General features: G+C 57.9%; 9 protein-coding genes. All 9 read right to left on the bottom strand.

Annotated elements, in window-relative coordinates; genetic code table 11:
- Positions 1-349, bottom strand: a 349-nt coding sequence (locus tag ACP5PX_RS04620; protein WP_428084441.1) for an ATP-binding protein, incomplete at its 3' end; no start/stop codon positions are given.
- Positions 350-577: 228 nt separating this feature from the next.
- Complete coding sequence (locus ACP5PX_RS04615; RefSeq protein ID WP_428084439.1) at positions 578-703, bottom strand: hypothetical protein; 126 nt, start codon at positions 701-703, stop codon at positions 578-580.
- A gap of 97 nt (positions 704-800) precedes the next feature.
- Entirely contained in the window at positions 801-1,307 is a 507-nt protein-coding gene (locus ACP5PX_RS04610; protein ID WP_428084437.1) for a hypothetical protein, read from the bottom strand.
- Positions 1,304-1,582 (bottom strand): UPF0175 family protein, encoded by a 279-nt coding sequence (locus ACP5PX_RS04605; protein WP_428084435.1) that lies wholly within the window; start codon positions 1,580-1,582, stop codon positions 1,304-1,306. Before ACP5PX_RS04605 ends, ACP5PX_RS04610 begins: the two co-directional genes overlap by 4 nt.
- Positions 1,583-2,034: 452 nt before the next feature.
- Positions 2,035-3,372, bottom strand: coding sequence for a coproporphyrinogen-III oxidase family protein (locus ACP5PX_RS04600; RefSeq protein ID WP_428084433.1), 1,338 nt, complete (start codon positions 3,370-3,372; stop codon positions 2,035-2,037).
- A gap of 95 nt (positions 3,373-3,467) precedes the next feature.
- Positions 3,468-4,229 carry a cytidylyltransferase domain-containing protein gene (locus ACP5PX_RS04595; protein ID WP_428084431.1) on the bottom strand — a complete coding sequence of 254 codons (762 nt, stop codon included), beginning with the start codon at positions 4,227-4,229 and terminating at the stop codon, positions 3,468-3,470.
- A 10-nt stretch (positions 4,230-4,239) separates the two neighbouring features.
- The gene (locus ACP5PX_RS04590) at positions 4,240-5,190 is read right to left on the bottom strand and encodes an N-acetylneuraminate synthase family protein (protein WP_428084429.1); all 951 of its coding nucleotides are present in this window, start codon (positions 5,188-5,190) and stop codon (positions 4,240-4,242) included.
- A gap of 50 nt (positions 5,191-5,240) precedes the next feature.
- Complete coding sequence (locus ACP5PX_RS04585) at positions 5,241-5,900, bottom strand: glycosyltransferase family 2 protein (RefSeq protein ID WP_428084427.1); 660 nt, start codon at positions 5,898-5,900, stop codon at positions 5,241-5,243.
- On the bottom strand, positions 5,897-7,198 hold the full coding sequence (locus tag ACP5PX_RS04580; RefSeq protein WP_428084425.1) for an ATP-binding protein: 1,302 nt from the start codon (positions 7,196-7,198) through the stop codon (positions 5,897-5,899). Before ACP5PX_RS04580 ends, ACP5PX_RS04585 begins: the two co-directional genes overlap by 4 nt.
- Positions 7,199-7,380: the final 182 nt, after the last annotated feature.

The raw sequence follows: 7,380 nt of genomic DNA, 5'->3' as shown, positions 1-7,380 counted from the left end.
CCCAGTCCCTGACGTTCTGGATCTCGTCCAGAAACATGTAGACCGGCTTCGTCTCATCCGGCTCGAAGATCTCCCTATGAGCCACGAGGAGTTCTCCCAGGTCGCCTGCTTCCAGGTTCCTCAGCCTCTCGTGCTCGAAATTTACGTAGATGATGTTATCCTTCCCCAGCTCCTCCAGCAACTGCTTCATCGTGTTGAGGAGCAGGTAAGTCTTCCCGCACCTCCTCACACCCACGACGGAGATTACTTGGGCCGGGGACGCAGGAAGGGTAAGCTCCCGGCTGACCATCTCTGGAAGCTTGAGCCTTTTCCACCACACCAAAACGGCTTTAAAATCCTCTCTTCGCATTTTTCCTATTGTTACTTTTAGGAAACGATTGCTTATAAATATTGTTTCCTCAAGGAAACTATCTGGAAATCATGATAATTCATATGTGGTTCGAAAATTTAGATATTTGGTTCACATGTGCGCAAATCTGGCCACCCCGCAGAGATCTCGTAGAATTACCGCTCACCTCCCCCCAGACGCCCAAGCCGCGCTTTGAATCCGGATAAATTTCCGTGATGTAAAGTATCCTCACCAGCTCATCCCCCGAGCAGCCACCTCCAGAGCGGTCGGAAAACTATCCTCTTTCCCTCCACCTCTTCCCCCCTCGAAATCCTCGGTCAGCACCAGCTCCTCCCTCAGCTGGAACTCCTCCATCGCATCCACCAGTAACTACCGGCGATAAGAATAATACCCATAGCATTGGCGGCAGGTTGACTTCTGTCACCCAAGCGATCTCCCTGTAGCCTATAAATTAGCGAGAGGTGCTATTTCGGGCAGACTTGATCGATCGCAGGACCCTTGCGAGGACTTCGGATCTCACCCGCATGCCGGAATTCACAAGCTCCATAAGCAAGTCCTCAGCTCCCTGAGGCGTTAAAACATTTTTTTCAATCGCGTCGAACAACGATTCCGTTAGCCAGCGCCCCTCGACCCCATGCGCTCTAGCGCAGTTCACCAGGGCCCGATCGTTCGATAGAAGCTTCAACCCTCGTGACTTGGCCAAGCAGATTACCTCAGCATCGGTCTTCTCGATGCCTTCAGCCGCATAATCGAAATCGACCTTCACCTTTTCAACCCTCAACCACCCTTTTGAAAGGGCGTCTCTAAATTGAGATAGCCCGGGTTTTCCCTCGACCATCACCTCCCGGATAACCCCTCCGCTCGTGAAAACCTCACCATAGACCTCACGAAGAACGTCAAGCCTTCCAGCCCGGGCGAAATAGATGAGAGGCGATGAGTCCGATACTATCAACTTCACTCCCTCAGGTCTGCCAGCGTGGGGCCGGAATCCACTCCGTGCTTGGCCATCTCTTCGATCATCTCATAGTAGGTTATCCCCGCAAACTTCGCTGCCCTCCTCACCGTCCATGCGCCATCGGATATCCTTTCAAGGGCCTTTTTCAGCTTCCAATCCTTTACTCCCTTGGCGAGCAATCTCCTGGCCACTTCCGCTCGATCGGCTTTTTCCTCGCGCTCGATCAGTTCGAGATCTTTCATGAGTTCGTCTTCAACTCGGGTTGTGAGCACCTTCACTCTTGACACCAGATACAATTTAATCGATACGATACCATATAAATGTATCTAAAATAACCGCGAGTGAGGATATGGGTTTCGTTTTTTGGGCCAACCTCCTTGCAGTTGTAAATTCGCCTTCCCGCCGCTGAGCAAAAAGGACAGGAGATCCGAGACCCTCAGGATGCGCCTCAGATCATTAGTTCAAACTATTTCAAAATCTTTACATTCATGGTGCAAAGATTAAATTGCCGACACATTGAAAAAACAAGTCAGAGCAGGTGACGATTTGCGGTCGCCTTTAAGGCATAGTGAGTGCCGGGGTTCGGGGCCATCGAGATGTGCCTCCATTCACTCCTCAAGCCGCCACCTCCAGAGGGCCCGCTAACGAGGAATTTCGGAATCCCAAGGCTCGCAACGCATGGATGCTGGGCACCGCGGCAATGTCGGGCCTTCACCATTTTGGGATTTCACTAAGGAACTTTGACCTCTAGGGGCCACGGGGTCTTCAGGTATTCCTCCACAATCCGGCAGGGCACCAGAAGGACGAAGGCCCAGCCGCCGAGGTTGCGCTGCCACATCCCCTTATCGGTCACCCTGATCTCGCCGCCTTCCCTCTTCAGGTTGCCCAGGAGGAGACCCATCCGCAGGGCCGAACCATAGCCGCTCCGCTTCATGAGACTGTAGAATGGCTCTCCGAATTCCCGCTCAAGCTCGTCAATCCTCAGCCTTAGGGTGCCCAACCTCTCCGAAACGTACCTCACCACCCTCTCCTCCTTGGTCACCTCCCTGCCCCCGGCAATCGGCATCTTGCCGGCCTTCAGTCTCCTGATGTACTCCTGGACCGAGCAGGTGTTCACGTACTCATAACCGCCGGTAAACCCGATGGCTCCGCTGCCGAACCCCAGCAGGGGCCCGACCATCTCCCGCTCCACCGTCGAGTACTCCTCCCTCCCCTTCCCGAAGGAATAGTACCTCAGCGGAGAATACCCCTCACCACCCAGAACCTCGATGGCGGCGTAGTACATCCTCTGGAACGTCTTCAGGTCCGGCTGCTGGGGAACCCTCCCCTCCAGCATCAGCTCGTGAAGGCGGGTGTAACGCGGCACGAGCAGGGGATAACACGTGATCTGATCCACGCCCTGTTCCGCTGCCAGCCTCAGGTCGTGAATCCATTCCTCAATGCTCTGACGGGGCAGGAGATACATCATGTCGATGTTGATGAAACTCAGGCCGGCCCGCCTGCAATTTTCAATCGCCTCCAGGGAGTTTTCGGGGCCGTGGTTCCTCCCCAGGATCTTCAGGTTGGGTCTGAAAAAGGATTGAACCCCGATGCTTATCTTGTTCACCCCGGCCTCAGCCAGTGAATGGGCCCTCTCCTCCGTCAGATCGTTGGGGTTGGCCTCGATACCGAACGGGCAGTCCTCCGCCACCTCGAAATTTTCCTGGAAAGCCTGCCGGATTTCTCCCCACCCCCCACCGATCAAGCTCGGCGTGCCGCCGCCGACGTGGACGTCCGAAATTTTCAGGTCCAAGTCCTTCAGCAGCCCACCCACCATCCCAATCTCGGCCCTCAGGGCAGAGAGGTACTCCTGCACCCGTTCTTCCTCAGCGATTTCCCTGAAGTAGGGGCAACCGGGACAGAGGCTTTTACAGAAAGGGAAGTGAACATAGACTCCCACCTCACGCTTGGTCAGGCTGCTATGGATGCTTTCCCGCAGCTTGGCCTCGGCCTCCCGCCGAAACACCGCGGTAAACGCCTTCCTGATCCTCCGGCTCACGGCCCCCAGCGCCGGCGCGTCCAGCAGCAACTAGATCCCCGTGACATATTACTTTTTCACATAAAAATATTACCAACCCTTAAGACACCATGAAAATGAGGTAAATCGACCCCTGCCCGGACCGTTCATTTCTTCCGGATCAGCTTCAGCAGCAGGCGGCGCCGGCTGACCACCGGCTTGATATGCTTCCACTTCATCCGCTTCATCACCGCCTCCGCGAGCAAAAAGTCCATCCGGCTGTCGATGATAATCGAGCGCTCGGGCGGCATCAGGTAGGGGCAGCTGATCCTGCCCTTGAAGGAGCCCTGGTTCAACAGCACGTCCCGCCTCACCGCGTAGATGGCCTCGTTCCTCAGGTAAACCGGGGGCAGCAGCTTCTTGGGCATGTTCTCCACCTCCTCCTCCACGTAGTCGATGAGCCGGTCGTGGACGATCTTCTTCATCCGCATCGGGTGACAGATCCCCACCTTGGTCACCGAGATCACCGAGTCCGCCCCGGTGTCGATCAGCTTGCGCAGCGCCCGGTCAATGTCGGCCGTGGTCCGGAGCGGGGTCGTCGGCGGCAGCACCGCCACGTAGTCATACTTCCTGCCCTCCCGCTGCTCCATCTCCAGCACCGCATGCTTCACCACATCGGTGAGCAGGGAGAGGTCATCGGCGAGCTCCTTGGGCCGAACGACGACATCGGCGCCGTAGTTGCGGGCCACCTCGATGACCTCCTCATCCTCAGAAGAGACGACCACCCTGGTGAGCAGCTTGCTTTCCCTGGCCGGGACGATGGTGTAGGCGAGGAGGGGACGGCCCAGCAGCTTTTTGATGTTCAGCTTGGGAATCGTCCGGGACGCCCCCCGCGCCGGTATCACGCCCAGTATCCGGTACCTCTTCATCCGGGCCGCCTCAGAATACCTTCTTCTCCTCCCAATTAAACACCACCAGTCCTTTGACCCGGCTGGCGAACCGGCCCCGGTAGTAGTCCCGGTTGAGCCGCTCCTCGGGACTCAGCTCCGGATGCTTGACCCCCTTCATCACCTTGAACTCGGGCATCCTGGCGACGAGATCCCCCAGCTCCTCCTTCCCCATCCGGGCATAGCCGACGAGCTCCTTCAGCTGGACAGGGTCGACCGCCATGGTCCCATCCGGCGTCAGCCCCCGCTCCAGAATGGTGAAGGGCTTCTCGATAACCTCGGCGCCCAGGTAAAGCGCGGCGATCGCTGCCTTCAGGCCGTCGCCCTCGACGGAGCAGTGGTCGCTGAACCCCACGCTCCCGGTGAACCTCCTCAGGTAGCCCATCCGGTCCAGGTTCATCCTCTCCAGCGGCGCGGGGTAGAGGGCGACGGAATGGAGCAGGGTGAAGCTGCGCCCCTTTAGCATCCGGGCCGTCCTCTCGACCTCCTCGTCAGCGGCCGCCTCGGTGGAGATGAAGAGGTGATCGAAACGCTCCGAGAGCTCCCGGATCATGGGATAGCTGCCACAGTCATAGCCCAGGACCCTTACTTCCCGCCAGGGCAGGCTGGCCAAGAAGGGGATCCGCGACCGGGTGTAGACCGCCGCCAGCGGCTTCAGGCCCGCCGCCCGGCACTCGTCGATGAAGGCCCCGTAGGCCTCGTCACCCAAGTTGAACTGCTTCAGCCGCTGATACTCCTCCCGGTAGGGGCGCTTGATGGCGGACACCTGCCCCTTTTCCACCCTCCCCTCCTCAAACCTCTCCCGATAGACAAGGTCGTCCGCCCGCATGGAATGGATCTCAGCGTAGTCCGCCCCGGCCTCGGCCGCGGCCCGGACCATCTCCCGCAGCGTCTCCAAGCTCCCCCGGTGATTCAGGCCGAAATCGGCGATGACCTTGGCCATTTCCACCCACAGTTTTTCAAATCAGCCGGAGGCTAAATAAGTTCTCCATTTCAGCCGTAGAGCAGCCGAAGCCTGACCAGTCGGAAAAAGATCCGCAGGCCACTGGCGATCGTCGTCCCCCGGGCCTTGGAGTAGTCGGTGAAGTAGCAGCTCACCGGCACCTCCCTGATCCTGAGCCCCAAGCGCCGGGCATTGATGACGATCTCCGATGAGACCTCATAGCGATCGCTCCGGATCCTGATGGCCTCCAGCGCCCGGCGGCTGAAGGCCCTCAGCCCCGACTGTGAGTCCAGCAGCGGTCCCCCCATCAGCCTCGTGATCAGGTTGAGCATGAAGTTGCCGAAGCGCTTGTTCAGCGGGATGTTCACGGATCGTCTCGACCCGATAACGAGGTCCGCCCCGTCGATCGCCTCAACCAGCTTCCTCACCTCCCGTGGGTCGTGCTGGCCGTCGGCATCGAAGGTCACCGCGCAGTCCGCCCCGCGCCTCCGGGCCTCCTCCAGGCCGGTGCGCAGGGCCGCCCCCAGCCCGAGGTTCCGCTGGTGGCTGACGACCACGGCGCCCTTCGCCCGGGCGATCTCCGCCGTTCGATCCCTCGACCCGTCGTCCACCACGATGATATCGCGCCAGCCCTCCCGTTGCAGGCCGTCGATCACCCCACCGATGGCGAATTCTTCATCCCGCGCCGGCATCACGATCCAGACCTTCATGATCCCACCTCCAGCAGCCACTTCCATAGCGGCCTGTAAATTATCCTCTTTCCCTCCACCTCTTCCCCCTCTTCAAAGTACTCGGTCAGCACCAGCCCCTCCCTCAGCCGGAACTCCTCCATCGCCCTCAGGAGCCCCTTGACCTCCCGCTTCTTCGTCTCCTCGTCGGTCGGGTCCCAGCACACCTGGATGAGCTGCCTCACCCGCATCCCCTCCTTCACCACAAAGTCGACCTCACTTATCCTGTCCTTCCAATAGAAGATACTTTCCTCCCCGAACTTTTTCAACAGGGAAATCGCAACCACATTTTCCGCCAATCCGCCGAGGTTCTCCAATGGCCTTGGAACCACCGCGTTCACCAACCCCACATCAACCGGATAGACCTTTCGCGGATACAGGAGCTGATCCTTTACCTTGTAGCTGAAGATCGGCACATAGAAGCAGAGGAACGCCTCCCGGAAATGGTTGAGAAACTGGTTGATGGTCGAGGGAGACACCTTTCGCCTAGTGATGGAGGTGAAGAGATGCAAAAGCCTCTTGACGCTGATGTAGGAGGAAAAGTTCCCAACCGTTAGAACCGCTAGCCTCTTCAAGTCGCCCACTTCTCTCACTCCGTGCCTCTCGGCCACGTCCCGGGTGAGGATGCCCTCAAACAGCTCCTTCAGGACCGCCCTCTTCACATCCCTGTCCTCAGCAAGGACTGCCTGAGGGAATCCGCCAAATTCTAGATACTCGCGGAGGAGGCTCAGGACCTCTCTCCGCCTGAAAAGTGGGTCACCTTCAAAACCCTTGAACCGCAGGAACTCTCCGAAATCCAAGGGGAAGACCTCCAGCGTCAGGATCCTCCCTGTCAGCGCGCTCGCAAGCTCCCCCCTGAGGAGTTGGGACGAGGAACCGGTTATGATCATTCGCACTTTCTCCTGCTTGTCGAGCATCGACCTGACCCAGCTTTCCCAGCCCTGAACATTCTGAACCTCATCGAGGATTATCACGGCCGTCTCGGTCTGGTTCAGGAAGTGCCTGTAAGTTTCGTAGATGTCCTGGAGAAGCCCCACGGAGAGCATGGGCCTCAACACCGGATCCTCGAAGTTAACGTAAAGGGTCTGCTCCCTTCGCCACCCCTCCCCGATCAGTTTCTTCAGGAACTGCTTGCTGATGAAGGTCTTCCCCGCCCTCCTCACACCAACCACGGCCGTGCAGGTGCCAAGGGCATTCCAAAGGGAACTCATCTTTGAGAGATAATCGTCCCTCATAATCCCAGTGTTTTGATCCCTCGCCCAGAGGTTCCAGTCTTCCATTATCCCCAGAAGATTCTCATTAATCATACACTTTACTGTATCAATTTTCATTTAAATAGTTTACTATAGTGTACTAATTTTCTCCATTACAGGTATTTAAAAGGCGCTCCCCCGCCCTCCCAGTGCAGACTGTTGCCCAAATGACGGCACTCGCCTCGGCCCGCATTAGCGTCATAATCCAG

It is taken from the genome of Hadarchaeum sp. (SeqCode), from assembly GCF_049969415.1.
Taxonomy (GTDB): domain Archaea; phylum Hadarchaeota; class Hadarchaeia; order Hadarchaeales; family Hadarchaeaceae; genus Hadarchaeum.
The sequence above is the reverse complement of the archived record's forward strand: the minus strand, read 5'-3'. Positions and strand labels throughout refer to the sequence as shown.